This window comes from Arthrobacter sp. BGA-UO-ETr-C19 (genome assembly GCF_059568005.1).
Genome location: NZ_JCAQPC010000024.1, coordinates 345,651 through 369,979 on the forward strand (window position 1 = coordinate 345,651; position 24,329 = coordinate 369,979).

The following is a 24,329-nucleotide window of genomic DNA, read 5'->3' on the forward strand; positions in this document are numbered from 1 at the left end:
GCATGTTCTTGGAACCGGGACGTGTTTGGCGGGGCACCCCGGCCAGGGATCAGCGGTCGATCGAGGCCATGTTGGCCTCGTCGTGGCGTTCACCTGCGGCAGGCCGCAGGGTGTTCAGCCGCTCCAGCTGGTCGCCGGTGAGTTCGATGCCGCTGGCAGCGGTGTTCTCCTCGACACGGGAGACCCGACGGGTGCCGGGGATCGGGGCGATGTCGTTCCCGCGGGTCAGCAGCCAGGCGAGGGCTGTCTGTGCAGGGGTCGCGCCGATTTCGGCGCCGATAGCCTTCACCTCGTCGACGATCGCGAGGTTCCGGCGGAAGTTCTCGCCAGTGAACCGCGGGTTGGTCTTGCGCCAGTCGTCGTCGGCAAAGTCGTCCACGGAGCGGATCTGACCGGTCAGCAGACCGTGTCCGAGCGGTGAGTACGGGACGAAGCCGATGCCGAGTTCACGCAGCAGCGGCAGGATCCCATCCTCCACGTCGCGGGTCCAGAGAGAGTACTCGGTCTGCAGCGCGGTGACCGGCTGTATTGCGTGTGCGCGGCGGATGGTCTCCGGGGAGGCTTCTGAGAGTCCGAAGTGCAGTACCTTGCCCTCGGCTATCAGGTCCGCGACGGCGCCGGCGGTTTCCTCGATCGGGGTGTTCGGGTCGACCCGGTGCTGGTAGTACAGGTCGATGTGGTCGGTGCCGAGGCGCCGGAGGGAGCCTTCGACGGCGGCCTTCACGTTCGCTGTGCTGCTGTCGATCACGCCGGGACCGCCGCTGGAATGGGAGACCAGGCCGAACTTTGTGGCGATCTTGACCTGGCCGCGGCGTCCCTTGACCGCCTGGCCGACGATCTCTTCGCTCAGGAAAGGCCCGTAGATCTCTGCCGTGTCGATGTGGGTGACCCCGAGATCGAGTGCGCGGTGGATCGTGCGGATCGACTCCGCGTTGTCCAGGGCGCCCTCGCTGGTGTAGGTGCCGGCCATGGTCATGGCGCCGAGGCCGATGGCGGAAACTTCCAGGTCTCCGAGGCGTGCGTTCTTCATGGTGGTTCCTTTTTTCAGTGGGGTTTCAGGCCTTAGCCGGCCCGTCCGGGGCGGCTGATGATTCAAGTCAACCGGTCAGCGCGTGGGCTAACGAGACCCTACCTAGAGGTTCCCTGGCAGGGACCCGCTAGCGGGCGCGGGCTGGAGTACCTTCGACATCATGGACAACCACGACGACCTCAGCCAGTTCCTCGTCTCGAGGCGGGCCAAGCTGACCCTGCAGCAAGTGGGCCTGCCTGACTTCGGCGGGCGGCGCCGCGTCCCCGGCCTGCGGCGGGAAGAAGTGGCGCTCCTGGCCGGCATGAGTTCGGAGTACTACAAACGTCTGGAACGCGGCAACGCCAAGGGAGCGTCGGAGGCCGTCATTGATGGGGTCAGCCGGGCCCTCCAACTGGATGAGGCCGAGCACTCACATCTCTACGAGCTCATCCGCTCAGCCAACGCCGGTGCCCACCCGCAGCGCCGGCGCCCGGCACGCAAAACACAGATCAACGCGGCCCTGCAGCAGACCATCGACGCGATGTCCACCGTCCCGGTGTACGTGCAAAACGGCCGGCTGGACGCAGTGGCCACCAACCGCCTCTGCCGGGCTCTCTTCTCGGAGATGTTCGAGGACTCCCGGCGGCCCGTGAACGCCGCACGCTTCGCCTTCCTTGATGCCAGGGCACAGACGTTCTACCGGGACTGGGAATCCAACACCCGCCAGATCGTCGCCCTCCTGCGGGTCGAAGCGGGCCGTTCTCCCTACGACCGCCAGCTCAGCGACCTAGTCGGCGAACTCTCCACCCGCAGCGACCTTTTCCGGAAACTCTGGGGAGCCCACGACGTCCGCGAACATCGCAGCGGCATCAAAAGCATTCACCACCCGATCGTTGGCGACCTCGACCTGACCTACCTCGGGCTGGACCTGGCCACCGACCGGACTCTCCAGATGCTCGTGTTCTCCGCGGAACCAGGCTCCACGTCCCACGACGGACTGCAGCTGCTGGCTAACTGGGCCGCCACAAACAGCGTCGAGTTGAAAGCCAAGGACGAAGCAGTCACCAGCCACGTCCCCGGAAATTGATGCTGCGATCCTAATGGACACCGGTGGACCGTCGGGTGTCGGCATCCGGTCAGGTGTTCCGGAGTTGCGCTGGTCCCTTCCGTTCCTCGCGGTCCTGCCAGTCATTCACCTGGGCCAGCAGTGCGCGTTCGGGGTTTCCGGGATGCTCCGCGAGGTGCCGGAGCAGTGCGAGGCGGGCTTCCTCGCCGACGGTCATGTCATTCAGGACGTCGCTGATGAGGCACCAAACCTGCCGTCGGACAATCCACCCGCCAGGTGGTGGGGTCATCGCCATCACTGCTCCCTTGTGGTGCCGTGATGTTCCCAGAGGGTGTTTGGAGTCAGCAGGGACAGGCAGGGACCGGAGCCGGTGCGGGCACCAAATCTGAGGCAGGCAAGCCAAATGGCGCGGGAAACCGGCCCCCCATCCTAGGGGTTGGGTGTCCCGGAAACCCTCCGGGCCGGATCGCGGGGCTCGGCCATCGAACCCGCGCGACGCCCGGGTCCGCCGGGGAACCGGAGAGCCGCTTCGCTTTAGTCGGGGCGTACGGCGGTGAGGCAGAAAGGGTGACCTGCGGGGTCGAGCAACACGCGCCACCGTTCCGGTGCCGGCTGGTGCTTGGCGGGCGTGGCGCCCAGAGCCACGGCAGCATCCGTTGCCGAGTCCAGCTCGTCCACCGCGACGTCGAGGTGAAGCTGCTGGTGCTGGGGCCCTTCGGGCCACGACGGTGCGACGTACTGGTCGACGCGCATCAGGGTGAGCATGGGACCGGCTCCTGCCAGGGCGACGACGCCCCGGTCCGGGGTCGCGAACGCCTCTTCGAGTCCCAAGAGCCGGGCGTAGAAGCCGGCCAGCAGGTCCGTGTCGGGGCAATCGAGGGAGATGGACGCAAGCTGTCCCACAGGTTCAGTCATGGGCATAAACCTACAGCTTCACGGCGGGCGTCACCGTCATGCTGGCCGTGCCGCTATCCAGCACTTGCGCCTGCCGTTGCCGTTTCCGTGGGGATGGCATTGTCTATGAGGACGGCGGCGATCGCGGCAGCGGTGGCGAAGGTGTCGGTGTTGAGGACCCGGCTGCGGGCCGAGGCGCCGTCCAGGAGCAGCGCCAGTTGCTCGCCGAGCTGTTCGGGGTTGGTGGCGCCGGCCTCCCGGGCGGTATCAGTGAGCCGCGCGGCAAAGTCTTTTTTGTAGTTGCGGGCGTAGGCGCGTGCCGGGTGGCCAGGGTCGGGGATTTCGACGGCCGCCGCGATGAACGGGCACAGAGGCGCGTGGATGTCGAAGATGGCGAGGAGTCGTTCGCGCGGTGTGAGGTCGGTGCGGTCGAAGACCTCGGGCAGGATATCGGGATCGAATTGGCGGAGGCCTTCGGCGACCAGCTCATCCTTGCCGGCGAAGTGCTGGTAAAGAGTCCGTTTGGACACCTCAGCCGCCGCGCAGAGCTGGTCCATCCCAGTGCAGTTAATGCCCTGATCGCGGAACAGTTGTTGTGATGCGCTGAGGATGCGCTCCCGTGCGCCCCTGCCGCGGCGCAGGCCTCGCGGCCCCTTCTTCAACTCCGTCATACACCCAGCTTAGCCCAAACGGGTACGGATCGGTGTGCTTAACTTGCGCCCCACCCAACTACGTGGATACGTTAAGCACTCAGATCGGTGTACTTAACGTCGACACGACATATGAATGGGAGCACTCATGGGAAAGCTTGATGGCAAGGTCGCGGTGATCACCGGCGGATCCACCGGCATGGCACTGGCAGGCGCAAAACTGTTCGTCGAAGAAGGAGCGCACGTCTTCATCCAGGCCCGGCGGCAGGAAGCACTGGATGACGCCGTCAAGCTGATCGGCCGCAACGTCACCGCCGTCCAAGGGGACGCGGCCGACCTGGACGACCTGGACCGCTTGTACGACACCGTCAAGCGGGAGAAGGGCTCGATCGATGTACTGTGGGCCAGCGCCGGGATGGGCGAACCCGCCGCCCTCGGCGAGATCACCGAAGAACAGTTCCACCGCGCCTTCGGGCTCAACGCGCGCGGCACCCTATTCACGGTGCAGAAGGCCTTGCCGCTGATGAACGACAACGGCTCGATCTTCATGACCGGATCCAACGCCTCCCTCGGCGCATTCCCCGGCTGGAGCCTCTACGCGGGAAGCAAAGCAGTCCAGCAAGCCTGGGCCCGCGTCTGGCTCAACGAACTGCGGGACCGCAAGATCCGGGTCAACGTCCTGACCCCCGGCCAGGTCGCCACTGCCAAACAGGCAGAACTTTTCGACGACGCAACCAAGGCCGCATTCGAGTCCCTCATTCCCCGCGGAACGATGGGCAGCCCAGAAGAAATCGCCTCAGTCGCCCTGTTCCTCGCTTCCGAGGACTCCAGCTACGTCAACGGCCTGGAACTGGTCGCAGACGGCGGCACCACCGCACTCTGAACCACACACCAGGAATCCCACGGGCAAACACCCGCAACTCCGGTCGCCGCAACGAACTGATCTCCAACGAGACAGGGCGACACCTCGAGAACAAGAAAAGAGCACATCTCATGAGCAGCATTACTCTCATCGGTACGGGGAACATGGCCCGTACAATCGGCACGCTCGCGGTGGCAGGCGGCAATACCGTCGAGGTCATGGGGCGCGATCAGTCCAAGGCCGATCACCTGGCCAAGGCTCTGGGCGGCGGCGTGACGACGGGCACGTGGGGCGCCGTCCCGACCGGGAACATCGTCATCACCGCCCTGTTGTACGACGGCGTCATTCCGGTCGTCACGGAGTACGGAGACGCCCTCGCGGGCAAGGTCATAGTCGACATCAGCAACCCCTTCAACGCCACATTCGATGGCCTGGCCCACAGCGAGGAAACCTCGATCGCGCAGGAAGTCGCCAAGAAGGCCCCGGCCAGCGCCAGCGTGGTGAAGGCATTCAACACCATCTTCCGTAATGTTTTGGAGAAGGGTAGGCCCAACGTCTTCCTCGCGGGCGACAATGCGCAGGCCAAGGCGGACGTGGCGGCATTCATCGAGAGCCTTGGGCTGCGCCCGCTGGATGTCGGGGGCCTGAAAATGGCGCACTGGCTGGAAGGAATGGGTCTGGTCACGGTGGGCCTCGCCGGCAACGGGGTCGGCCACTGGGACTTCGCCCTCGGCGTCAACGAATTCACCGGCTGAGCCGCGGGGGCCGGGCAGTCGGCGCGCAAGGCGGTTGACGTGGACAGCAGCCATCTGACCCACGGACCGCAGATGACGCGCTCCCTCGATCGGATGCTGCTGTTCACCGTTTCAACCTGGCGGCCCAAAGTCATTAGGCACTGAGCTACCAGACACCACCTCCACCCGTCCGTGCCTGCCCGTTAGCCGGTCGATGGAAGGGGCGCACCCCTTGAATTCTCGATCCGGCTGAGGGGCTGCCATCGGGATGCCCCGTATGCCCTGCCCGCTTCACGGCCCGGTGAAGGTCCCCAAGCTGGTGCACGGGCCTTCTCATAACCCTAGGGATACGAGGTGCACAGGTTTCGAGACACCGCAGGGGCGAATAGCCAGGCGGGGTGCCTACCGGGGCGCGGCGAAGCGGTGGCGGTCCGGGTGCCGGGCCGCCACCCGTTTGCGGTTCAGACAGTTGTGCTGCTGTTGTCGAGTTCCAGCGATGTGGAGAGTTCGCGCCAGGTTTCGAGGTCTTCGTGGCGTTTGGGGAGGATGAACGCTTCGACTGCGCCCAGGGCGTCTTTCCCGGCGATGAAGCGCATGGGCGGGTTCTCGGCCTCGGCGAGTTGGAGCAGGGCGGCTGCGAGTTTGGCGGGGTCGCCGATCTGCTGGTGGTTCATGTCGTCCTGTTCCTTGCGGAACTGGCGTGACTGTTCGGAGTAGTCCTCGATCACGATGTCACCGTAGGCAACGGAGGAGGAGTCGAGGAAGTCGGTCTTGAAGTAGCCGGGCTGGACGATGGTCGCTGTGATGCCGAAGGGTGCAACTTCCAGGGCGAGGGCTTCCATCCAGCCTTCCACGGCGAACTTGGAGGCGCTGTAGGTGCCACTGCCGATGACGCCTACGGTGCCGGAAATTGAGGAAACCGTGAAGACGTGGCCGGAGCCCTGGTGGCGCATCACGGGCAGGACGGCGCGGGTGACGTTCATCGTTCCGTAGGTGTTCGTTTCGAACTGCTGCTTGATCAGGGCCAGGGAGGTTTCCTCGAACAGGCCCAGCTGGCCGTAGCCGGCGTTGTTCACCAGCACGTCGATCCGGCCGAAGCGGGACACGGCGGCCTCGACGGCGTCCTGGGGCTGCTGCTCGTCGGTGATGTCCAGGGCCAGAGCGAGCAGGGACTCCGAGTCGCCGAGTGCCGCTTCGATGGTTTCCTGCTTGCGGGCGGTGGCAATGACGTTGTGGCCTGCGGCCAGTGCTGCCTTGGCGATCTCGGCTCCGATACCGCGGTTGGCGCCGGTGATGAACCAGACTTTGGGTGTGGTGTCAGTCATGAGGTGTTGTCCTTTGGGTCGTAAGAAGGGATTGGTACTGTTTCGGTAATCGGATTTGGCCGGTGGGGTCGTAGCACAGGCTGTTGACGATGCCGGGCGGGGCGGGTGCCCCGTGCGGGGGCGGTTAGCGCAGGTATCGTTCGGACTGCACGAGCAGGGTCAGTGCGTCCTGTCCGCCGCGGCTGACGAGTTCGTCGAACGCTGCGCGGTCTGCCGCGACGCCGGTGTGGAACGCTGTCAGGGTCGGCCACCACAGTTCATGGGCTCCGACCCACGTCGACTCATCGCTCATGGTTTCGGGCAGGATGTGGTCGCGTACGTGCCGGAACGCGCCGATCCTGTTTCCCAGCTCTGCGTCGTCGTCGCCGGCCCAGTCGGGGTTCCCGTTGCGGTGAACGAACTGAAGCATTTTGATCGAGTACGGCCGGTCAAGCGGGGACCACATGACGTCCGCGTAGCTCGCCCCGTCCTGGGCGCGCCGGCGGGGCACGAGCACCTCCTGCCGGGAGTAGAGCCATTCCAGGCCAGGGCCAACGAAGTTGGGCTCGTCGGGCTGGACGTGTTTGACATACTGCGGTTCCGTACCGAAGTCGAGGGCATCAGGGAGGGTGTCGAACTCGGTTTCGGCGATGCCCTCATAGGTGGTCTGGTTGGACCCGAACAAATCGGAGGGGATGTGGTGGCTCTGGACGTAGCTGACCATGCTTGGGATGGGCCGGCCCATGCTGCCGTGCGGGTGGCGCCAGTGGTCATGGAACTCCTGGGAGCTCACCGACTCTGCGCGGGGAATCAGGGCGAAGAACTTGATCATGTTGGGGGTCTTTCCGTCTCAGGTGTTCGTGGCTGTACTTCTACAACACCACCCATGAGGGGAGGCAAAAAGGCCGGGTTGTACCCGGGGATGGGCTTACCCGGGTACAAATTGAGCCCCCCTCGCTAAGAATCGCGGTTGTACCGTTGAAGGGTGGCCGGACCCTCAGAAATCAGTGAATTCCTCTCCTCGCGCCGGGCCAAGATCAGCCCGGAAGAGGCCGGAGTGCCCACCTACGGTGGAACCCGGCGCGTGCCGGGGCTGCGCCGTGAGGAGGTGGCCCATCTGGCCGGTGTGAGCGTGGACTACTACACCCGCCTGGAGCGCGGTAAGACGACCGGCTCGGAAAGCGTCCTCCTCGCGATCGCCCGGGCCCTGCAACTCGATGAGGCAGAGACGGCGCATTTGCTGGACCTGGTCAAGCCGCCCGCCCGGGGTGCCCGGCCCCGCGTCCCCGCCCAGCAGCGGGTGCGGCCGGGGGTCCAGAGGCTGCTCGATTCGATGCCCGAAGTTCCGGCCGTCGTGCAGAACGGACGGATGGACATCCTGGCCAGCAACCCCCTCGGCAGCGCCCTGTATCTGGGATTCGGGGTGACCCCGACACGGCCCGCGAACTTCGCCCGGTTCGTCTTCCTGGATCCCCGCGCGCCGGAGTTTTATGTGGACTGGAACCGGGCAGCCACCGACTCGGTGGCGATGCTGCGCCTTCACGCCGGCAGGCACCCGGAAGACAAAGCCCTTTCGGATCTTGTCGGGGAACTATCGGTCCATAGTGAGCAGTTCCGCCACTGGTGGGTCCGACACGACGTCCGTGCTCACTCCTCGGGGTCAAAGTCCTTCCACCACCCCATCGCGGGAGACCTTACCGTGGCGTTTGAATCCCTGGCGATTCTGGGCGACTCCCAACAAATGCTCGTCACCTATACGGTGGAACCAAACTCGCCTTCGGCTCAGGCGCTAAACCTGCTGGGCAGCTGGATCAGCAGCCACCCCTCGGACATGGGCAGCGTTTCCGCTCATCACGGAACCTGACGACTAAACGCAGTTCCCTGTAAAGGCGGTGTCAGTACTAGGCCGTCTCGCACCCAACGTTTTGAGGCGGGAAAGTTTCGAGACAGCAAAGCTGGATGGAAGGTTCTAAGGGAGTGACAACAGCCGTGCCACCCTCCGGCTTCCTGTGCGGAAGCAGGAGGGTGGCACGGCTGATCGGCCCTTACCTGGATGCGGCAGCGGATCCCTAGCGAGTAGGTGTTCTGCGGTTCGTTTCACCGGCGAAAGTCGGCGAGGCTTTTCCGATGGTGTCCAGGTCGAGGTCCTTTGATTCTTTGGCAGCTGCGACGGCGGCTACCGCGATGAGGGTGGTGACGACGATGATGACGACCAGGGGCCAGGTGCCGCCGGACCAGAGGACGAGGGCGCTGGCAATGACCGGGGTGAATCCGGCCAGGAGGATGGCTGCGGTCTGGTAGCCGACGGAGATCCCGGTGTAGCGGACTTCTGTGGGGAACAGTTCGCAGTAGAAGGCGGGGAGCACGGAGTAGACGGCGGCGTGGCCGAGGGTGAGGAAGATGGCTACGCCGGCGATGATCGCGAACGGGTTGCCGGTTTGGATCATGGCGAAGATGGGCCAGGCGCTGACGATGATGACTCCTGCGCCGAAGAAGAAGGTGTTCTTGCGGCCGACGCGGTCGGAGATGGCGCCGAAGACCGGGATCATCGCAATGTTAAGGGCCGAGCCGATCATGACGGCGACCAGGCCGTAGGATGCCGGCAGTTTCAACGTGGTGGCGACGTAGGAGAGCAGGAAGACGGTGAAGAGGTAGTAGTTTCCTGCTTCGGCGAAGCGTGAGAACAGGGCAATGACCAGGGATTTGCGGTGCTCTTTGAACACGACCGGTATTGGCGCTTTTTGCTTTTGCTGTTTCCGTTCTGCTTCGGCTTTGGCGGCGAGGAAGGCTGGGCTTTCGGAGGCGTTGAGCCTGATGTACAGGCCGACGGCGGCCAGCAGAACGCTGAGGAGGAATGGCAGGCGCCAGCCCCACTCGATGAACTGGTCCCCTGAGATGGCTTGGGAAATCGCTACGGCTCCGGTGCCAAGGAGCAGGCCGCAGGAGACGCCGATCTGGGGCCAGGCTCCGAAGAATCCGCGTCGTCCCTTCGGGGCGTTTTCGACGGCGATGATCGCCGCGCCTCCCCATTCGCCGCCGACGGCAAATCCCTGGGTGAGGCGGAGGATGCACAGCAGGACCGGAGCCCAGAATCCGACGCTCTGGTAGGTGGGGAGCAGCCCGATGGCGGCCGTTGACGCGCTCATAATGAGGAAGGTCAGGATTAGGGTGGATTTGCGTCCGATCCGGTCACCGAGGTGCCCGGAGACGAAGGCGCCGACGGGACGGGCGAGGAAGCCCACGCCGAAGCTCGCGAGTGCGGCGATCTGGGATACGCCGGGTTCGGTGGAGGGGAAGAACAGGGTGCCGAAGACGAGGGCGGCGGCGGTGCCGTAGACGGTGTATTCGTACCATTCGATGATCGCTCCGACCGTGCCGGAGATCAGGCTTTTGCGGCGGACCTGGTCAGGGGTCAGGTCGACGAGGTGTGCTGTTGTCATGCTGGTTCCATTTCAGGATGGTGGGGCGGCAGGTCAGGCAGTTGTCTCGTCGATGAGGATCGCGGCGCGGGTGACTTCGCGGGCGAGTGACTTCTCGAGGGCCTCTTCGACGCCGTCGAGGGTGAAGGTCGCGTCGATCATGGCAACGAAGGGGTATTTGTCCTGTTGCTCGGCGAGGAAGGCCAGGGATTTGTAGAGGTAGCGGCCTTCGTAGCGGTCCACGTGCTTGATGGTCAGGGCTTTGCGGGTGACGTAGCCGGGGTCGAACGGGACGGTCCGGCCGGGAGAGAGGTTTCCCATGACCAGGTAGCGTCCGCCGCGCCGGATCTGCCGCAGTCCCTCGGCGAAGGCGTCGGGGACACCGGTTAGCTCAATGGCGACGTCGGGGCCTTGGCCGCCTGTAAGGCGCTGGATGGCGGCGATCCTGTCCTCGAGGTCCGGGATTTCTGCCATGTTGATCGTGTGGTCAGCGCCGAAGCGCCGGGCCTGTTCGAGCCTGGATTCGGAAGGGTCGATGACGATGACGGTGGCGCCGCGTTCCTTGGCGACGGCGACGGCGTTCAGGCCTAGTCCACCGGCGCCCTGGATGAGCAGGGTTTCGCCGTATTGCAGGCCGATCTGGTCGATGCCGAAGGTGACTTGGGAGAGGGCGCAGTTAGCGCTGGCGGCCACGGAGTCGGGGATCTCGTCGGGGACTTTGTAGACGTGCTGGCGTGGGTGGATGTAGTAGTGGGTGCCGAAGGCGGCGTGGAAGTGGGGTGCTTCGGTGGGCTGTTTGCCGAAGAATTCGTAGGCGTTGTCGCACAGGTTGGGCTGTCCGCCCAAGCAGCGGTCGCAGCGGTCGCAGGTTTGGAAGTAGGTGGTGACGATGCGGTCTCCGCGGCTGAGTGGTTGGCCGGCGTTATCGGTGGGACGGCCCTCGCCGATGGCGGCGACGGTGCCGACCATTTCGTGGCCGAGGCCGCCGCTTTTCTTGACGGGGTGTTTGCCGTTCCAGATGTGCAGTTCGGAGCCGCAGACGTTGGCTCTGGTCACTTTCATCAGGATTGCCCCGGGTTCCGGGGCGGGAAGCGGGTACTCGGCGTAGTCGAGTTCGCGTGGGCTGGTCATGACGGCAATGCGGCCGTAGGCGGTTTCAGGCATTGGGGGTCCGTTTCGTTGGACGGCAGTTGCCGGGGGGCTCGTGGGCGCCCCGGCAACTGCCTGCTCGTGTTGTTAGTGGGCTGTCTCGTCCGCGGGTGCTCCGCCGGCGACGGCCGGGATGTGTACGGGGTCCGCAACGTGCTGGTGCTTGCGGGAGAACAGGACCGCGACGCCGGACAGGACGCACGGGATTGCTCCGAAGAGGAACGCTGCGGTGGCCCAGTTGCCGCCGTTGGAGAGCAGGGTTGCGGCCAGGGCGCTGGAGATGATGGCGCCGATGGGTCCTACTGCTGCAACGAAGGTGGCTCCGCGGCCGCGGATGCGGGTGTCGTAGCTTTCGCCGACGAAGAACAGGACGCAGGAGTACGGGCCGATGAGGAAGAACGTTCCGAGGCTGTAGAGGGCGACAACGGTCCAGAAGTCGCTGGGTCCGAAGATCATGGCGGTGAAGACTATGCCACCGGTGATCCAGCCGAAGGCGATGACGTTGCGCCGGCCGAACTTGTCGCCGAGGAATCCGTGGGTGAGGTAGCCGAGGTAGGCGATGAGGTTGGACATCAGGAGGATGGCCAGGGAGTTGGTGAAGGACACGTTATGGACGCTGACCAGGACGGTGGTGCCGAGGACGCTGAAGACCTGGACGGGGAAGTAGTTCAGGATGTGCCCCAGCGCCAGGGACAGGGTCGTGCGCAGGCTCCGGCCGCGGAAGACATCAGCGAGGGTGCTGCGGGTTTCGTGCTCTTCGATGCCGAGGGCGGCGGAAAGGTGTTCCGCGTCGGCGTGGTGGCCGGCTTTCTGGAGCTGGCGGATCTTTTGGATGGATTCGAACTGGGGTGATTCGCGCAGTTTGCGGGCCAGTGCCGCGACGATCAGGGATGGGACGGCGGCGAAGACGAAGCAGCCGGCCCAGCCGATGGTGGGGAGCAGGACGGCGGTCAGTGCTGCGGCGAGGATGGCGCCGATGGGCCAGCCGCCCTGGACGAGGGAGTAGATGAAGCCTTGGCGCTTTTTGATCCTGGGGTCATCGGAGGCGCCGTAGAGTTCGCTGAGGTAGGCGCCGTTGACGCCCTGTTCTGACAGGCCCAGGCCGCTGAGGGAACGGATGGCGACCAGGGCCGCGACCGGGACGATTGCGCCCAGTGCGGTCAGTGCCGAGGCGATGCCGGCTCCGGCGGTGGTGAAGGCGAGTCCGGCTTTGCGGCCGAATTTATCGACGACGGGCCCGGCGAGCAGGCCCAGGGCGACGGCGCCGACGGACATCCAGGTGACCATGGTGGCCTGTTCGGCTTCGTTCAGACCAAGGTCTTTGCCGAGTTCGGGCAGGAGCGTGCCGAAGAGGATGAAGTCGTAGACCGCGAAGGCCCAGGCCAGGAAGGCCAGGATGGTCGCGAATTTGATCTGCCGGTTGGTGACGTGCGCCGGCCGCCAAGCCGTGCTGTTTGTTGAGGACATGTTCCAGCTCCATTGATGGGTACTGACGAATGTGACGGGAGTTACATCTGTTTTTGGGCGTGACTGCCTAAGGACGTGGCGGCAGCAGGGCCCCGCAGTGCGGTGATGCGCCGGATGGTCGGCGCCGTGTCCGGCGGGCCGGTCAATGCCGGCCCGCCGTGAAGGCGGTCCTAGGCGGACTTGCCTTCGATTTCTTCCAGGATCGGCAGGAGGAACTTGCGGAACTCGTCGTAGTTTTCGGTGACCGGGAAGTGGCCGAGCTTGGGCATTTCCCAGAACTTGGAGCCCTTGACCAGGTTCGCGGCTTCCTTGGTGTCGGCCGGGGAGGTGTTGGGGTCGTATTCGCCGGTCAGGAAGTACAGCATGCACTTGCTGGTGTCGATCGCTGCGGCTTCTTCGGGGCTGACGTTGTGGTCGTAGTAGTAGTAATAGAGGTCGCCGGCGAAGACACCGGGTCCGCCGCACTGGTACTCCCACTGGATTTCCCGGACGTTCTCCTCCGGCGAGTACGGGGAGATGTTCAGCAGCATCGCCGCACCGGTGGAGGTGCGTGAGACGTTGGGGTTGTCGAACTCGCGGCGGATGCCGTCCATGCCGACCTCGACGTACTCGGTCGCGGAGCGCAGGGCGCCTTCGACGGAGATGGTGGCGCGGTAGCGGTCGTTGAAGTTGGAGGCCAGGTCGATGGCCAGGTGCCCGCCCATGGAGCTGCCCATGTACACGGGCCGGTCCAGTTCCAGTGCTTCGGAGAGCGCGTTGGGGAAGGCCATCATGCGGGACTTGGTCATGTTGTATTCGCGGGTCCACCATTTGTCTCCGTGCGGAGGCAGGGACTTGCCGTGGAAGGGCAGGTCGAAGGCGATGACGCGGTAGCGGGAGGTGACTTCTGCGTCGTTGAGCAGGTGCCGGTACTGGCGGCCGTCGGAGCCTGCGGTGTGCCCGACGATCAGCGGGATGCCCTGACCGGCTTCTTCGTAGTAGACCCGGTATTCGATGTCCTCGACGGTGAGGTAGACGTAGCCACCCTTGATGGGTTCGAACTTTGCCATGGCTTTTACGCTCCTTCGCGGTTGAGCTGGCGGAAGATTTGCATGAGCCGGTTCAGCGCCGGCAGGTAGGCGTAGAGCTGGTGGGTGTTGCTCAGCAGCACGCCGTGTTTGGCCGAAGAGCTTTGCAGGGATTGAAAGAAGGGCCGCGGATGCTCGGCGGTCATGTCCTTCCACTGTTCCTCGGTGCCTTTGATCCAGATCGCCGCGCCCTGAGGGTCGGTGTCGGCGGGTTCCACGGAGAGGAATTTGCCGTCGTCGTAGGCGGCCAGCCAGGCCTTGTCGCCGATGGCGACGTGCAGGTTGCCGGTGTAGTAGCGCATCTCGCGGTTGAACTCGAAGTCCTGGGTCGCGGTCTGCAGCACCTGTGCGAAGTCACGCATGGATTTGCCTTTCATCGTTGAAAGCGGGGGTGGGGGTGGCGAGGTATTCATACATTCTCGTGTGGTCCTCGGCGCCGTGGCCGGCGTCGAGGACTGACTGCCAGATGGCCTCGCAGTCGTGGCTGAAGCGGGCATCAACGCCGAGGGAGTCGGCAAGGGCCGTGGCGATCTTGATGTCCTTGGTCATCAGCCCGATCGGGAAACCGGAGCCGAAGGTGCCCGAGAGCATGAACTGTGCGACCTTGTTCTCGGACGTGTTGCTCCGTCCGGAGGAGTCGTTCAGGACCTCGGTCAGGGTTGCCGGGTCGATGCCGAAGCGTTCTCCAACGCGCAGGGCTTCGACGGTGGCAGCGACCGAAGCCGCGGAGACCAGGTTGTTCAGGGCCTTGGCGGCGTGTCCGGAGCCTGCGTCACCGACGTGGATGACGGATTTGCCCAGCACGTCGAAAATGTCCTTGGCTTGGTCCAGATCGTGCCAGCGGCCTCCGACCATGATGGCGAGCTGCCCGTTCTGGGCTCCGCGTACCCCGCCGGAGACGGGGGCGTCCAGGTACCGCATGCCCTGCCGTTCGAGCCGGGCACCCAGATCTCTGGAGCGGATGGGCTCGGAGGAGGACATGTCGATGAACAGGGTGTTCAACGAGGCGGCCGCGGCCACGCCCCCGCTCAGTACGGCTTCGACGATGTCGGAGTTGGGCAGCATCGTGATGATGATGTCGGCGTCCTGCCAGGCCTTGACGTCTGCGGCCGTCCGGGACGTGGGGTGCTGGTCCTGGAACCGCTGTACGGCGCCTTTGTCGCGGTCGTCCACGATGAGGGTATGGCCGGCTTCAGCGAGCCGCGAGGCCATGGGAAAGCCCATGTTGCCCAGACCGATGAAGCCGATGGTGCTCATGCTTCGGCCTCCATCTCTTTGAAGACCTCACGGGCCAGGCGGAAGCTTTCCAGAGCGGCGGGCGCCCCGCAGTAGATGGCCACCTGGAGGAAGACTTCCTTGATCTGCTCCTTTGTGACGCCGTTGCGGACCGCGCCGCGGACATGGACCTTCAGCTCGTGGGGCCGGTTCAGGGCGCTGATCATGGCCAGGTTGATTAGGCTGCGCTGTGCCCGTTCCAGGCCTGGGCGGTTCCAGACATCGCCCCAGCAGTACTGGGTGACAAGTTCCTGCATCGGCATGGAAAACTCGTCCGCGCTGTCCAGGCTGCGCTGGACGTACTCGTCGCCGAGGACCTCCCGGCGGGTGGCCAGGCCCTTGTCGAAGAGCTCCTGGTTGATGGTGGTGGTGCTCATTGTGCTACTCCTTGTGCTGCTTCCTTGGCGGCGTTAAGCGGGGTCTGGTCCCAGACCGCCTGGATGTTAGTGAATTCGTGGACGCCCAGATAGGACAGTTCGCGGCCGAAACCGCTCTTCTTCACCCCGCCGATCGGGATGCGGGGGTCCGAGACGGAGAGGCCATTGATGAAGACCCCGCCGGCGTCGATCTTCCGGGCCATGGCGCGGGCCTTCGCGCTGTCGGCAGTCCAGATCGCTGCGCTGAGCCCGAATTCGGAATCGTTGGCCTTGGTCAGGGCGTCCTCGGCGTCCTCGGCCGCGATGACGGTTGCCACCGGGCCGAAGATCTCCTCCTTGAAAGCCGTCATGGCTTCGGTGACGCCGGCCAGGACCGTCGGGGCATAAAAGGAGCCAGGACCGGGGATGCGGTGACCACCGGTCAGAAGCTCAGCACCTTCGGCGACGGAGCGCTTGACTTGGTCATCAACGTCCAGCAGGCCTTCTTCCTTGGCCATGGGGCCGACGAAGGTGTCCGGGTCGGTGGGGTCACCGACCTTGAAGTCTTGAACCTTGCGGGCGAGCTTGGCGGTGAACTCGGCATAGACGGGGCGTTCGACGATGATGCGCTTGGCCGAGATGCATACCTGGCCTGCGTTGACCATCCGCCCGGTGGCTGCGGCGTCGACGGCCTTGTCCAGGTCGGCGTCGGCCAGGACGATGAACGGGTCCGATCCTCCGAGTTCGAGGATGACCTTCTTCAGTGCCCGCCCGGCCTCCGCGGCCACGCTCTGCCCGGCGACGGTCCCTCCGGTCACTGCGACGCCTGTGATGCGCGGGTCGTGGATGATGGCGGGGACCTGGTCACGGTCGCAGTTCACGACGGCGAAAGTACCCTTCGGCAGCCCTGCCTCCTCCCACAGTGACTCCAGTGCCAAGGCGCAGCCCACAACGTTCGACGCGGGCTTCAGCAGGTAACCATTACCGCCCAGGATGATCGGGGCAGCACCGCGGAAGATCTGCCAGACCGGGAAGTTCCACGGCATGATCGCCAGCACCGTGCCCGTGGGCAGATAGGAAACGTAGGCTTCCGGGCCGATGGTTGTTGGAGTGTCCGCCAGCATGGCCGGGCCGTTCTCTGCGTACCAGTCCAGCATGTTCGCGCACTTGGTCACCTCTGCCTGCGCCTGGGTGACGGGTTTGCCCATTTCGGCCGTGATCACCCCGGCGAGCTTCGCAGTGTCGCGGCGCAGCAGTTCCGCAAGACGGCGGAAAACCTCAGCGCGCCGGGCGGGGGACGTCTCCCGCCACTGGGCGAAACCCTCGGCAGCTGACTGGACAACGCCCGCGACGCCCCGCTCATCCAGATAGGGATAGGCCGCGACCTCCTCGCCGGTAGCCGGGTTCGTCGACTTAGCGACGGCAACTTCGATGGTGCCCATAATTGTGTTCCTTCAAGTTCGTATGTGATGGGACTAACAACGACTCTAGAAGCCTGCGTCGCTTTGATAAATAAGAAGTTTCCGAAGTTTCACTTCTCAAAAACAGAATGGTCCGGTGCGTGGGTCGAGCTTCTCGAACCTGCCCTTGCCTCTCAGGGGCGGATTGGGATCGAAGGAGCGGGCGACCGAAAAGAGCGGTTGAAAAGAATCCCGAAGACTGTCATCATTCTGTGAGCGTGATGCATCAGCGCGCATCACTTCACTCAAAGAGAATGAGGACGATGGAGATCTCGCAGCTGGAAATCTTTCTTGCCGTAGCGGAGACGGGCAGCATCACCAAAGCCGCGAACAAGCTTCTTCGTGCCCCCTCCAACGTTTCCACCCGCATCCAGCAGCTGGAGCGGGAACTTGGAGTCAAGCTCCTGGTCCGGGACAAGCGGCAAAGCTCGCTCTCGGCCGATGGGGAGATCTTCCGTGATCATGCCCAAAAGATCATCGACCTGTGCAACGACGCCAAAGCCTTCACGGCCCAAGGCGAACCCCGCGGCAAGTTCCGTCTCGGCGCCCTCGAAAGCACAGCGGCAGTCCGGATACCGCCCATCCTGGCCAGCTTCCATCTCCGCTACCCGGCCGTCGACGTTGAACTCGAAGCAGGCTCCTCTGGCGTGCTGTTCGACCATCTGTTGAACGGGCAACTCACGGCAGCCTTCTCTGACGGAAAGCCCGCTGTCCCTTCGCTCACCGGCATCAGGGCCTTTGCGGAGGATCTCGTAATCCTCACTCCGCAGACGGTCACCGAGATCAACGACGACTTCAAGTCATCACACCCGACCGCCTTCATGTTTGGCACCATCTGCTCCTACCGCCAACGCTTTGAGGACTGGCTCGATTCGCAAGGAATGGTCCCGGGCCGAATCGTCGAAATCTCCTCGTACTACAGCATGCTCGCCTGCGTCGCGGCCGGCGGCGGCATCTGCATGATGCCCAAATCCCTCCTCGAGACACTGCCCGGAGCAAGCCGCGTCCAGGTTCACGAGATAGAAGGCAGTCTCGGCACCGCGGAAACCTGGCTGATGTGGCGGCGGGACTGCCGGTCCGCGAACCTCAAAGCCTTCATCACCGAGCTAAAGGACCACCTCAACCCAGCAGAGCAGTCTGTGTCTGCGGCCGCCTAAGGGCCTCCACCAGGATCAGCAGCACTGACCGCGGCTGGCGGAAAGGACCCGCCATGTTGCGGGCAAGAGCAGCATCCGGCTCTTGCTCGTTTACAAACGGGGGAGGCAGTCCTGCTGCCTACCCGGCCGCGCGAATTATGGGAATTCAACGAGCTCGACGCCTTCCCTGTGGTCAAAGGCACGCCGTTGCCCGCCGTCATCAGTCACCCGAACAACCGCCGAATCAGCCGTTTTGGTGTCAATCGTCGCCCGGGTAGTCCTGGCGGTCCGGCTCGGTCACGACCACTTTGTCTTCCGGGGAAAGAGCGGACCAGTCTCGCACACGGCTGTCCTGATATGGCGTCACGATCTCGTCTCAGTGAATGTCACGGGCATCGATGTTCCAAGGCCGTCACACCAAGCGTCGAGCACCGCACGTGCCAGGATACGGATTCGTTCACGGAACTTCATTAGGCACATCCTCTGAGGTGTAGGTGGAGACGTGGCGGGAAACCAGCCGCGGAATGATCTGACGGACGCCTACGTCCAGAAAATGTTGGCTCTCTCTGTGCCGGTCGAAATCTTCCGCCTCGTCGTAGGACTCGAGAATCACGATTTGTGTCGGATCCTCCCCGCCGCGATAAAAGTCATAGGAAAGGTTGCCCGGTTCCCTGCGGGTAGCGGCTGCCATTTGCGCAAGGAGACCGAGAACGTCCTCTGTCATTCCCTGCTTGACGCCATACTTGGCGACTACGTTGAACAAAAAACTCTCCCTTGAGCATGTGTGAAACAGAAGCGGGGACCTCGGTCCGGTGAAACCAGAGTATTCGGGCCCCAGGCTTCCTTGTAGACGCACTTTGCCAACATTTACTTCTCCCAAAGAGAACACCTGGCCGGTTAGAGGGATGATCCGAACTGGGCACCGGGGCACAGGAGCTGGGCACGGGCCTCATCGAGGCGCTTCGTCTAAACGAACTCCTTAAGGCAGTTCTGACAGGAGCTGCAGAGAACCAGTCTCGAAAAGCGTCTCGAAACCCTAGAGTTTCGAGGCATAGAGGTTTCGAGACATCGAGTTGTATGGGAGGCTCGCCGACTGGACGCTCGGACATGTCTTCTTGTTGTCCTATCAGGTCTGTTTAGAGGGGCTCCGGGACGACGAGGACGGGCCGCCGGTGTTGGTGGATCAGGGATATGGGCACGGATCCTTCGAGGGTTCTGTCCAGCCAGGCCAGGGTTCCTGGCCGGCCGGCGCCAACGATAAGCATGGTTGCGTTGGTGTTTTCGGCCAGTCGGTTGAGGGCTTTTGGCACGTCGCCGTTGAGCACCCGGAACGACCAGGTTTCCCCGGGTTTCCCGAGAATAGCTTCGATCCTTCGTTGCATGTGTTCGGAGGGGAATTGTGCTTCTTCGTTGATGCTCGGGTCCAGGGAGAGAGCTGTGAGTTGTTGCGCTGGCGCCCATTCCGTGAGGTAGCTGGCCGGGTCGACGAAGGCGCAGATGAGGTGTTCTCCCAGGGTGGCGGCCATGCCCGCAGCGGTCCGGATCAGATGCTCGGAGACATCCCATGCGGTTCCCAGAATGACGGGTCCTTCAGGCCATTCCTCATCCGACATGGGGGCTTCTCCTGCGGGAGGCAGCGATAAGGAGCAGGGCACTTCCGGAGGCGGCGGCCATGACATAGGCCATGGCGGTAAAGGAGCCAAGCCAGGCAGCTATCGCCGGGCCTGCTGCCGGGGCGAGAGCGGTGACGATGGTGAGAGGCGCGGCGAAGATCCCTTGGAGGGTGCCGAGGCTGGTTGTTCCCCACCGGTCCGCGACGATGGTGGCCTGCAGCAGTGTCTGGCAGCCGCGTACGGCGCCGGCGAGCATGCCGGCAGCGATAAGCAGGGGCACCGGTCCTGGCAGGAGCGCGAGCAGAAGGACGGCGCCGGTAGCTGTTCCGGTGACGACCGCGATACGGCCATTGGCAGGGATCGCGGCGAAGAGCAGGCGGCCGGCGACTTGTCCTGCCCCCACGAGTCCAAGTCCAAGGGCAGCCAAGGTGTAGTCGGCTCCCTTTTCCATGAGCAGCGGGATGATATTCAGCGTCACGGTATACAGGCCGAGGCACAGCAGGACCATGAGGGCCTGCAGGCCAACGAATTCACGGCTGCGCCGGATGCTGCGGACCAGCGCTCTGTCCCCGGTGAGCTGGGCAGGGTGGCTGACCTGTTGCCAGGACCCGTTGAGGTAGCGTGCGTGCAGCGGCACAGTGACGGCGCCGAGCAGTCCGGCGAGGGCGAGGAAGGCTCCGCGCCACCCGATCGCGCTGCACAGGGCTGCGGTCACTGGGGCGAAAATGGTGGACGCGAATCCTGCCACGAGGGTCAGGATGGTCAGCGGACGAACCCGGGCCGGGCCGTACCAGCGGTTGATGACGGTGAACGCCGGCTGGTAGAGCACCGCAGCCTGCGCGGTTCCGGCCAGCAGCCATGCCGCTGCAAAGACGGCCAGGTTCGGTGCCAGCCCCACCAGGACCAGTGCTAGGACACCGAGCAGGGAGCCGCCGATCATCAGGTTCCGCGGGCCGGTTCTGTCCAGGATCCTGCCGACGGCGATCCCCGCCGCCGCGGACACCACCAGCCCGGCGGAGAAGGCCCCCGTGATGAGGGCCGGGTCCCAGCCGGTGTCATCACTGATGGGCCGGACCGCTGCCAGCAGCGCGTAGTAGAGCACACCCCAGCTGATGGTCTGCGTGATGCACAGCGCGGCCAGTCCGCCGCGCGGTGCACCTTCCGCAGCCAGTGTCAGTGACGGCGCCGGGGCGGACATCGCTAGTTCCCGGTGAGCTCCGTGTAGAGCGCCTGGACCCGGGTTTTAATGTCGTCCCTGACCAGTCGCATCCGCTCCATCCCTTCGATGCCGCGCTCGGAGGGCTCGTCCGTTTCCCAGAACTCGAAGCGCTTGCCCTCGACGGGTTCAAGCTTGGCCTCGGTGCCCAGGACAATAACGGCGTCCACCGTGTCCAGGACTTCGTCGGTGACCGGTTTGGGGTATTCGCCGCTGACGTCGATGCCCAGTTCGGTCAGGGACTCCACCGCCTGCGGGTTCAGGGACTTCGCCGGCTTGGTGCCGGCGGAATAGACGGCAACGGCATCTCCGGCCAGGTCTCGCATGAGGCCGGCGGCGAGCTGGGATTTGCCGCCGTTCTTGCTGCAGACGAACAATACGGACGGCGTCTTTTCCTGGTTCATGAGGAGGTTGTTTCCTTTTCGAGTGAGACGGCGGGAAGTGAGGCAACGAGGGCTTTGACCCGTTCATGGATTTGGTCCCTGATGTCCCGGACGGTGTCGAGAGGCTGGCCGGCCGGGTCGGGCAGGTCCCAGTCCTCGTACCGTTTGCCGGGGTAGATAGGGCAGGAATCCCCGCACCCCATCGTGATGACCACATCGGAGGCGCGGACGACGTCATCGGTCAGGGGTTTCGGGTAGTTCCGGGAAAGGTCCAGGCCCATTTCGGACATGACTGTCACGACGCTCTGATCCAGTTCCGCCGCCGGGAGCGATCCGGCGGAACGGACATGTACCCTGCCTTTGGCTTCGACGGTGAGCAGCGCTGCGGCCATTTGGGACCGACCTGCGTTCTGCACGCAGACGAACAGGACCTCGGGGGCCTCGGATCCGGCTGCGCCCTTGGATTTGGCCAGGGCTGCCAGCCGGTCGTTGGCGAAGTGCTCGGTGGTCGCGGGCAGGTACGCGCTGATTTTTGCGGTGCGCGCCAGTGCCGTGTAGGACTCGAAGACGTAGCGTTCGACGGTTTCGGCGGCGAAGACCCCGGCGAACCTCTCGGCGAGCCGTTCACTGATGCGGCGCAGGAGGCCGGTGTTGTCCTGCAGGCCAAGGCCGGTATCGCGGTATTCAGTCATGACAGCTCTCCAATAGGGGTTCGTTGACTGGGGTTATGAGTTACTGGCGCCGGAGCGGCCGTGGACCAGGCCCGTGGGGAAGCCGACCAGCACCGGTTCGGGTGCGGCGCAGCAGCCCTCTGTAGGAGCGGCTTCCGCTGCTGCGGATGCAGTGGCCGGGACGTCGCAGCTGGTGCCGGCGTCGGTGGAGCAGACGCCGGTTTCGGGGAGTTCGAGGTGAACGGCGTCGGCTGATTCCTGGTCCCCGGCGAGGGTGGCGGCGACGGATCGGACCTGCTCGTAGCCGGTGGCCAGCAGGAAGGTGGGTGCGCGGCCGTAGGACTTCATCCCGACGATGTAGAAGTCTTTGTCCGGGTGGGCCAGGAGCTTGGCGCCGTGCGGCGGGACGGTACCGCAGGAGTGGAATTCCGGGTCAATCAGCGGACCCAGTTCCATCGGCGCTTCCACGGCGGGGTCCAGGTTGAGGCGAAGCTCGCGCAGGATGTCCAAGTCGGGCCGGAAACCGGTGCAGGGGACCACCACGTCGGCCTCAAGGGTCCGGCCGTCCACGGACTCAACAACAACTCCTGAGTCGAGGGATTTAAGGGAGCTGATGCCGAAGCCTGTGCGCAGCTCGATCTTTCCGGCTTCCACGAGCCGACGGACCCGGCCGCCGAGCTGGCCGCGGGCAGGCAGCCCGTCCAGGTCGCCCCCGCCGTAAACTTTCGCGGCCGAGTCGCCGCGGACGGCCCACAGGATTCGGGTCTCCGGCTCATCCCGGGAGAGGTCGGCGAGGTTGATCAGGGTGTTGGCGGCCGAGTGCCCGGCACCGACCACCAGGACGCGGCGGCCGGCAAAGGCGGCACGGTCTCGGCCCGTGACGTCGGGCAGCGGCGCGGAGATCCGGTCCGCTGCTGCGTCTTCTCCGATGGCCGGCAGGCCCGAGGTGCCCAGCGGGTTGCGGGTGGACCAGGTGCCGGAGGCGTCGATGACTGCTGCCACGGTGTGGTCCCGGGTTTCACCGTCACTGTGTTCGACCCGCACGATGAAAGGTGTGGTGTCGCGGCCCTTGATGTGGGTCTTGTCCAGCCCCTGCCGGGTCACGGCTGTGACGCGGGCACCGGTCTGCAGGCGCGAGGAGATCTGAGGCAGCGCGGCCAGCGGGGCGAGGTAGTTGTCGATCAGCTCCCCGCCGTAGGGCAGGGCCGTGGGGCGTGGAGCTTCCCAGCCGGTGGCTTCGAGGAGGCGTACGGCTGCGGCGTCGGTGTTGAACCGCCACGGTGAAAAAAGACGGATGTGGCGCCACTGTTCAATGGCAGCCCCCGGCGAGGTGCCGGCTTCAAAGATCAGCGGTTCCAGGCCCCGTTCGAGCAGGTGGGCCGCGGCGGCCAGGCCGACCGGGCCGGCGCCGATCACCGCGACCGGGAGATTCTTGGCTGAATCCATGGTGTCCTCTTTCATCCGTAGTGGTGGTGCGGTTGTGTTGGGGGCGCGCCTGCCGGCCGGGGGGCCGGCAGGTGCCCGGGGACAGTGGTTAGCAGCAGTCCTCGTCGCAGCAACCTGAGTCGCCGCAGCATCCGTTGGTCATTGCGCTCACCCCCTCCCTCTTCCCGGTTAGGCGTGGATCGGTTCTTCGACCAGCGCGGTGGCGATGCTGTCCGCATCATCCAGCGCGGCGAGGTAGCGTTCGGCGTCCAGGGCGGCCGCGCAGCCGGTTCCCGCGGCCGTGATGGCCTGGCGGTAGCGGTGGTCCACCGCGTCTCCGCAGGCGAAGACGCCGGAGAGGTTGGTGACCGTGGTGGGGGCGTCCACTTTGATGTAGCCCTCCTCGTCCAGGTCCACCTGCCCGGCGACCAGTTCTGTGCGCGGGAGGTGGCCGATGGCCACGAAGATGCCGGTCGCGGCCTGCTCGCGGGTTTCACCGGTGACAGTATCCGTGAGGGTCACTCCGGTGACTTTGGTGTCGCCGTGGATAGCGGTGATCGCGGAGTTCCAGGCGAAGCTGATCTTAGGGTTGTCCTTGGCCCGCTGGGCCATGATGCGGGAGGCCCGCAGCTCGCCCTTGCGGACGACGACGGTCACCGACCTCGCGAACCGGGTCAGGAAGGTTGCTTCCTCCATGGCCGAGTCACCGCCGCCGACGACGATGATGTCTTGGTCGCGGAAGAAGAACCCGTCGCAGGTGGCGCACCAGGACACTCCGTGGCCGCTGAGCTTCTTTTCCTCGGGGAGGCCGAGCTCCTTGTAGGCAGAGCCGGTGGCGAGTATGACCGCCGGTGCCTGGTGGGTTTCGCCGGCTCCGGTGACGACGGTCTTCAGGTGGCCGGAAAGCTGGACTTCGGTGACGTCGTCGAATACGACCTTGGCGCCGAACTTTTCGGCCTGTTCCTGCAGCCCGTCCATCAGCTCGGGGCCCTGGATCCCGCCGGGGAAGCCGGGGAAGTTTTCCACTTCGGTGGTGTTCATCAGGGCACCGCCCGCGGTGACCGATCCGGCCAGCACGAGCGGTTCGAGGCCGGCGCGTGCGGCGTAGATGGCGGCGGTGTAACCAGCGGGGCCGGAGCCGATAATGATCAGCTGTTCGTTGCTCATGGGCGT

26 protein-coding genes are annotated in these 24,329 nt (G+C 64.7%); 5 read left to right on the top strand and 21 right to left on the bottom strand.

Annotated elements, in window-relative coordinates:
- Positions 1 to 49: 49 nt before the first annotated feature.
- Positions 50 to 1,030: an aldo/keto reductase gene (locus AC57BR_RS20490; RefSeq protein ID WP_496363931.1), complete on the bottom strand. Its 981-nt coding sequence runs from the start codon at positions 1,028 to 1,030 to the stop codon at positions 50 to 52.
- Between the two features lie 160 nt (positions 1,031 to 1,190).
- Between AC57BR_RS20490 and AC57BR_RS20495 the strand changes: the two genes are divergently transcribed.
- Positions 1,191 to 2,096 carry a helix-turn-helix transcriptional regulator gene (locus AC57BR_RS20495; protein WP_496363933.1) on the top strand — a complete coding sequence of 302 codons (906 nt, stop codon included), beginning with the start codon at positions 1,191 to 1,193 and terminating at the stop codon, positions 2,094 to 2,096.
- Between the two features lie 49 nt (positions 2,097 to 2,145).
- Here AC57BR_RS20495 and AC57BR_RS20500 read toward each other — a convergent pair whose 3' ends face one another.
- The 3 genes from AC57BR_RS20500 to AC57BR_RS20510 all read right to left on the bottom strand — a co-directional run bounded on the left by AC57BR_RS20500 (position 2,146) and on the right by AC57BR_RS20510 (position 3,640).
- Positions 2,146 to 2,364, bottom strand: a complete 219-nt coding sequence (locus AC57BR_RS20500) for a hypothetical protein (protein WP_496363935.1) — start codon at positions 2,362 to 2,364, stop codon at positions 2,146 to 2,148.
- A gap of 245 nt (positions 2,365 to 2,609) precedes the next feature.
- Positions 2,610 to 2,990 carry a VOC family protein gene (locus tag AC57BR_RS20505; protein ID WP_496363937.1) on the bottom strand — a complete coding sequence of 127 codons (381 nt, stop codon included), beginning with the start codon at positions 2,988 to 2,990 and terminating at the stop codon, positions 2,610 to 2,612.
- Between the two features lie 53 nt (positions 2,991 to 3,043).
- Positions 3,044 to 3,640, bottom strand: coding sequence for a TetR/AcrR family transcriptional regulator (locus AC57BR_RS20510; protein WP_496363939.1), 597 nt, complete (start codon positions 3,638 to 3,640; stop codon positions 3,044 to 3,046).
- 127 nt (positions 3,641 to 3,767) lie between these two features.
- Here AC57BR_RS20510 and AC57BR_RS20515 point away from each other — a divergent pair, with 127 nt between their 5' ends.
- Both AC57BR_RS20515 and AC57BR_RS20520 read left to right on the top strand, forming a co-directional pair.
- Positions 3,768 to 4,502 carry an SDR family NAD(P)-dependent oxidoreductase gene (locus AC57BR_RS20515; protein WP_496363941.1) on the top strand — a complete coding sequence of 245 codons (735 nt, stop codon included), beginning with the start codon at positions 3,768 to 3,770 and terminating at the stop codon, positions 4,500 to 4,502.
- 110 nt (positions 4,503 to 4,612) lie between these two features.
- Complete coding sequence (locus AC57BR_RS20520) at positions 4,613 to 5,236, top strand: NADPH-dependent F420 reductase (RefSeq protein ID WP_496363943.1); 624 nt, start codon at positions 4,613 to 4,615, stop codon at positions 5,234 to 5,236.
- 440 nt (positions 5,237 to 5,676) lie between these two features.
- Here AC57BR_RS20520 and AC57BR_RS20525 read toward each other — a convergent pair whose 3' ends face one another.
- Both AC57BR_RS20525 and AC57BR_RS20530 read right to left on the bottom strand, forming a co-directional pair.
- Entirely contained in the window at positions 5,677 to 6,540 is an 864-nt protein-coding gene (locus AC57BR_RS20525) for an SDR family oxidoreductase (protein ID WP_496363945.1), read from the bottom strand.
- A 124-nt stretch (positions 6,541 to 6,664) separates the two neighbouring features.
- Positions 6,665 to 7,351, bottom strand: coding sequence for an EthD domain-containing protein (locus AC57BR_RS20530; RefSeq protein WP_496363947.1), 687 nt, complete (start codon positions 7,349 to 7,351; stop codon positions 6,665 to 6,667).
- A gap of 153 nt (positions 7,352 to 7,504) precedes the next feature.
- Between AC57BR_RS20530 and AC57BR_RS20535 the strand changes: the two genes are divergently transcribed.
- A complete protein-coding gene (locus AC57BR_RS20535; protein WP_496363949.1) occupies positions 7,505 to 8,383 on the top strand; it encodes a helix-turn-helix domain-containing protein in 879 nt (292 codons plus the stop codon).
- 205 nt (positions 8,384 to 8,588) lie between these two features.
- Here AC57BR_RS20535 and AC57BR_RS20540 read toward each other — a convergent pair whose 3' ends face one another.
- From AC57BR_RS20540 to AC57BR_RS20575, 8 genes are all read right to left on the bottom strand, one after another.
- Complete coding sequence (locus tag AC57BR_RS20540; protein ID WP_496363951.1) at positions 8,589 to 9,959, bottom strand: MFS transporter; 1,371 nt, start codon at positions 9,957 to 9,959, stop codon at positions 8,589 to 8,591.
- Positions 9,960 to 9,992: 33 nt separating this feature from the next.
- Entirely contained in the window at positions 9,993 to 11,102 is a 1,110-nt protein-coding gene (locus tag AC57BR_RS20545) for a zinc-binding dehydrogenase (RefSeq protein WP_496363953.1), read from the bottom strand.
- A gap of 72 nt (positions 11,103 to 11,174) precedes the next feature.
- Positions 11,175 to 12,554, bottom strand: a complete 1,380-nt coding sequence (locus AC57BR_RS20550; RefSeq protein ID WP_496363955.1) for an MFS transporter — start codon at positions 12,552 to 12,554, stop codon at positions 11,175 to 11,177.
- Between the two features lie 170 nt (positions 12,555 to 12,724).
- The gene (locus AC57BR_RS20555) at positions 12,725 to 13,603 is read right to left on the bottom strand and encodes an alpha/beta fold hydrolase (protein ID WP_496363957.1); all 879 of its coding nucleotides are present in this window, start codon (positions 13,601 to 13,603) and stop codon (positions 12,725 to 12,727) included.
- A 5-nt stretch (positions 13,604 to 13,608) separates the two neighbouring features.
- Positions 13,609 to 13,983: a hypothetical protein gene (locus AC57BR_RS20560; protein WP_496363959.1), complete on the bottom strand. Its 375-nt coding sequence runs from the start codon at positions 13,981 to 13,983 to the stop codon at positions 13,609 to 13,611.
- Positions 13,976 to 14,878 (bottom strand): NAD(P)-dependent oxidoreductase, encoded by a 903-nt coding sequence (locus AC57BR_RS20565; RefSeq protein WP_496363961.1) that lies wholly within the window; start codon positions 14,876 to 14,878, stop codon positions 13,976 to 13,978. Before AC57BR_RS20565 ends, AC57BR_RS20560 begins: the two co-directional genes overlap by 8 nt.
- The gene (gene pcaC / locus AC57BR_RS20570) at positions 14,875 to 15,273 is read right to left on the bottom strand and encodes a 4-carboxymuconolactone decarboxylase (RefSeq protein WP_309108648.1); all 399 of its coding nucleotides are present in this window, start codon (positions 15,271 to 15,273) and stop codon (positions 14,875 to 14,877) included. Before pcaC ends, AC57BR_RS20565 begins: the two co-directional genes overlap by 4 nt.
- A complete protein-coding gene (locus tag AC57BR_RS20575; RefSeq protein ID WP_496363964.1) occupies positions 15,270 to 16,694 on the bottom strand; it encodes an NAD-dependent succinate-semialdehyde dehydrogenase in 1,425 nt (474 codons plus the stop codon). Before AC57BR_RS20575 ends, pcaC begins: the two co-directional genes overlap by 4 nt.
- 281 nt (positions 16,695 to 16,975) lie before the next feature.
- Between AC57BR_RS20575 and AC57BR_RS20580 the strand changes: the two genes are divergently transcribed.
- Positions 16,976 to 17,869 (top strand): LysR family transcriptional regulator, encoded by an 894-nt coding sequence (locus AC57BR_RS20580; protein WP_496363966.1) that lies wholly within the window; start codon positions 16,976 to 16,978, stop codon positions 17,867 to 17,869.
- 436 nt (positions 17,870 to 18,305) lie between these two features.
- Here the strand turns inward: AC57BR_RS20580 and AC57BR_RS20585 are convergent, their stop codons facing one another.
- The 7 genes from AC57BR_RS20585 to trxB form a co-directional block, all read right to left on the bottom strand.
- The gene (locus tag AC57BR_RS20585) at positions 18,306 to 18,611 is read right to left on the bottom strand and encodes a putative quinol monooxygenase (protein WP_496363968.1); all 306 of its coding nucleotides are present in this window, start codon (positions 18,609 to 18,611) and stop codon (positions 18,306 to 18,308) included.
- 373 nt (positions 18,612 to 18,984) lie between these two features.
- Entirely contained in the window at positions 18,985 to 19,461 is a 477-nt protein-coding gene (locus AC57BR_RS20590) for a universal stress protein (protein WP_496363970.1), read from the bottom strand.
- On the bottom strand, positions 19,451 to 20,659 hold the full coding sequence (locus AC57BR_RS20595; protein ID WP_496363972.1) for an MFS transporter: 1,209 nt from the start codon (positions 20,657 to 20,659) through the stop codon (positions 19,451 to 19,453). Before AC57BR_RS20595 ends, AC57BR_RS20590 begins: the two co-directional genes overlap by 11 nt.
- A gap of 2 nt (positions 20,660 to 20,661) precedes the next feature.
- Positions 20,662 to 21,081 carry an arsenate-mycothiol transferase ArsC gene (locus AC57BR_RS20600; RefSeq protein WP_496363974.1) on the bottom strand — a complete coding sequence of 140 codons (420 nt, stop codon included), beginning with the start codon at positions 21,079 to 21,081 and terminating at the stop codon, positions 20,662 to 20,664.
- Positions 21,078 to 21,752, bottom strand: coding sequence for an arsenate reductase ArsC (locus AC57BR_RS20605; RefSeq protein WP_496363976.1), 675 nt, complete (start codon positions 21,750 to 21,752; stop codon positions 21,078 to 21,080). Before AC57BR_RS20605 ends, AC57BR_RS20600 begins: the two co-directional genes overlap by 4 nt.
- Positions 21,753 to 21,785: 33 nt before the next feature.
- Positions 21,786 to 23,177, bottom strand: a complete 1,392-nt coding sequence (locus AC57BR_RS20610; RefSeq protein WP_496363978.1) for an FAD-dependent oxidoreductase — start codon at positions 23,175 to 23,177, stop codon at positions 21,786 to 21,788.
- A 168-nt stretch (positions 23,178 to 23,345) separates the two neighbouring features.
- Positions 23,346 to 24,323, bottom strand: coding sequence for a thioredoxin-disulfide reductase (gene trxB, locus AC57BR_RS20615; RefSeq protein WP_496363980.1), 978 nt, complete (start codon positions 24,321 to 24,323; stop codon positions 23,346 to 23,348).
- Positions 24,324 to 24,329 lie beyond the last annotated feature (6 nt).

What these genes read in the sequence shown, in the direction of transcription:
- AC57BR_RS20490 (WP_496363931.1), bottom strand. Translation starts at nt 1,030, where the DNA reads ATGAAGAACGCACGCCTCGGAGACCTGGAAGTTTCCGCCATCGGCCTC.
- AC57BR_RS20495 (WP_496363933.1), top strand. Translation starts at nt 1,191, where the DNA reads ATGGACAACCACGACGACCTCAGCCAGTTCCTCGTCTCGAGGCGGGCC.
- AC57BR_RS20500 (WP_496363935.1), bottom strand. Translation starts at nt 2,364, where the DNA reads ATGACCCCACCACCTGGCGGGTGGATTGTCCGACGGCAGGTTTGGTGC.
- AC57BR_RS20505 (WP_496363937.1), bottom strand. Translation starts at nt 2,990, where the DNA reads ATGACTGAACCTGTGGGACAGCTTGCGTCCATCTCCCTCGATTGCCCC.
- AC57BR_RS20510 (WP_496363939.1), bottom strand. Translation starts at nt 3,640, where the DNA reads ATGACGGAGTTGAAGAAGGGGCCGCGAGGCCTGCGCCGCGGCAGGGGC.
- AC57BR_RS20515 (WP_496363941.1), top strand. Translation starts at nt 3,768, where the DNA reads ATGGGAAAGCTTGATGGCAAGGTCGCGGTGATCACCGGCGGATCCACC.
- AC57BR_RS20520 (WP_496363943.1), top strand. Translation starts at nt 4,613, where the DNA reads ATGAGCAGCATTACTCTCATCGGTACGGGGAACATGGCCCGTACAATC.
- AC57BR_RS20525 (WP_496363945.1), bottom strand. Translation starts at nt 6,540, where the DNA reads ATGACTGACACCACACCCAAAGTCTGGTTCATCACCGGCGCCAACCGC.
- AC57BR_RS20530 (WP_496363947.1), bottom strand. Translation starts at nt 7,351, where the DNA reads ATGATCAAGTTCTTCGCCCTGATTCCCCGCGCAGAGTCGGTGAGCTCC.
- AC57BR_RS20540 (WP_496363951.1), bottom strand. Translation starts at nt 9,959, where the DNA reads ATGACAACAGCACACCTCGTCGACCTGACCCCTGACCAGGTCCGCCGC.
- AC57BR_RS20545 (WP_496363953.1), bottom strand. Translation starts at nt 11,102, where the DNA reads ATGCCTGAAACCGCCTACGGCCGCATTGCCGTCATGACCAGCCCACGC.
- AC57BR_RS20550 (WP_496363955.1), bottom strand. Translation starts at nt 12,554, where the DNA reads ATGTCCTCAACAAACAGCACGGCTTGGCGGCCGGCGCACGTCACCAAC.
- AC57BR_RS20555 (WP_496363957.1), bottom strand. Translation starts at nt 13,603, where the DNA reads ATGGCAAAGTTCGAACCCATCAAGGGTGGCTACGTCTACCTCACCGTC.
- AC57BR_RS20560 (WP_496363959.1), bottom strand. Translation starts at nt 13,983, where the DNA reads ATGCGTGACTTCGCACAGGTGCTGCAGACCGCGACCCAGGACTTCGAG.
- AC57BR_RS20565 (WP_496363961.1), bottom strand. Translation starts at nt 14,878, where the DNA reads ATGAGCACCATCGGCTTCATCGGTCTGGGCAACATGGGCTTTCCCATG.
- pcaC (WP_309108648.1), bottom strand. Translation starts at nt 15,273, where the DNA reads ATGAGCACCACCACCATCAACCAGGAGCTCTTCGACAAGGGCCTGGCC.
- AC57BR_RS20575 (WP_496363964.1), bottom strand. Translation starts at nt 16,694, where the DNA reads ATGGGCACCATCGAAGTTGCCGTCGCTAAGTCGACGAACCCGGCTACC.
- AC57BR_RS20580 (WP_496363966.1), top strand. Translation starts at nt 16,976, where the DNA reads ATGGAGATCTCGCAGCTGGAAATCTTTCTTGCCGTAGCGGAGACGGGC.
- AC57BR_RS20590 (WP_496363970.1), bottom strand. Translation starts at nt 19,461, where the DNA reads ATGTCGGATGAGGAATGGCCTGAAGGACCCGTCATTCTGGGAACCGCA.
- AC57BR_RS20595 (WP_496363972.1), bottom strand. Translation starts at nt 20,659, where the DNA reads ATGTCCGCCCCGGCGCCGTCACTGACACTGGCTGCGGAAGGTGCACCG.
- AC57BR_RS20600 (WP_496363974.1), bottom strand. Translation starts at nt 21,081, where the DNA reads ATGAACCAGGAAAAGACGCCGTCCGTATTGTTCGTCTGCAGCAAGAAC.
- AC57BR_RS20605 (WP_496363976.1), bottom strand. Translation starts at nt 21,752, where the DNA reads ATGACTGAATACCGCGATACCGGCCTTGGCCTGCAGGACAACACCGGC.
- AC57BR_RS20610 (WP_496363978.1), bottom strand. Translation starts at nt 23,177, where the DNA reads ATGGATTCAGCCAAGAATCTCCCGGTCGCGGTGATCGGCGCCGGCCCG.
- trxB (WP_496363980.1), bottom strand. Translation starts at nt 24,323, where the DNA reads ATGAGCAACGAACAGCTGATCATTATCGGCTCCGGCCCCGCTGGTTAC.